The organism is Mesorhizobium delmotii (assembly GCF_900149755.1).
GTDB lineage: Bacteria > Pseudomonadota > Alphaproteobacteria > Rhizobiales > Rhizobiaceae > Mesorhizobium > Mesorhizobium delmotii.
The window spans coordinates 23,606-24,074 of record NZ_FUIG01000047.1 but is presented as its reverse complement, the minus strand read 5'-3'; the positions used below and the strand labels follow the sequence as shown (position 1 = coordinate 24,074).

Below are 469 nucleotides of genomic sequence, written 5' to 3'. Positions count from 1 at the left end.
TCGGTCGTGCGGAAATAGAACTGCGGACGGTAATTGGTGAAGAACGGCGTGTGACGGCCACCCTCGTCCTTGGTCAGGATGTAGGCTTCGGCGACGAACTTCTTGTGCGGCTTGACCGTGCCGGGCTTGGCCAGAACCTGGCCGCGCTCGACACCTTCACGGTCGACACCGCGCAGCAGCGCGCCGATGTTGTCGCCGGCCTGGCCCTGGTCGAGCAGCTTGCGGAACATCTCGACGCCCGTGCAGGTCGTCTTGGTGGTCGGACGGATGCCGACGATCTCGAGCTCCTCGCCGACCTTGACCACGCCGCGCTCGACGCGGCCGGTCACCACCGTGCCGCGGCCCGAGATCGAGAACACGTCCTCGATCGGCATCAGGAACGGCTTGTCCAGCGGACGAACCGGCGTCGGGATGTAGTCGTCGACCGCCGCCATCAATTCGCGGATCGAATCCTCGCCGATCTTCTTGT

At 65.0% G+C, this 469-nt stretch carries 1 protein-coding gene; it reads right to left on the bottom strand.

Annotated features, from left to right (window positions below):
* Nucleotides 1–469, bottom strand: a 469-nt coding sequence (locus tag BQ8482_RS39660) for an EF-Tu/IF-2/RF-3 family GTPase (RefSeq protein ID WP_244603028.1), incomplete at both ends; no start/stop codon positions are given.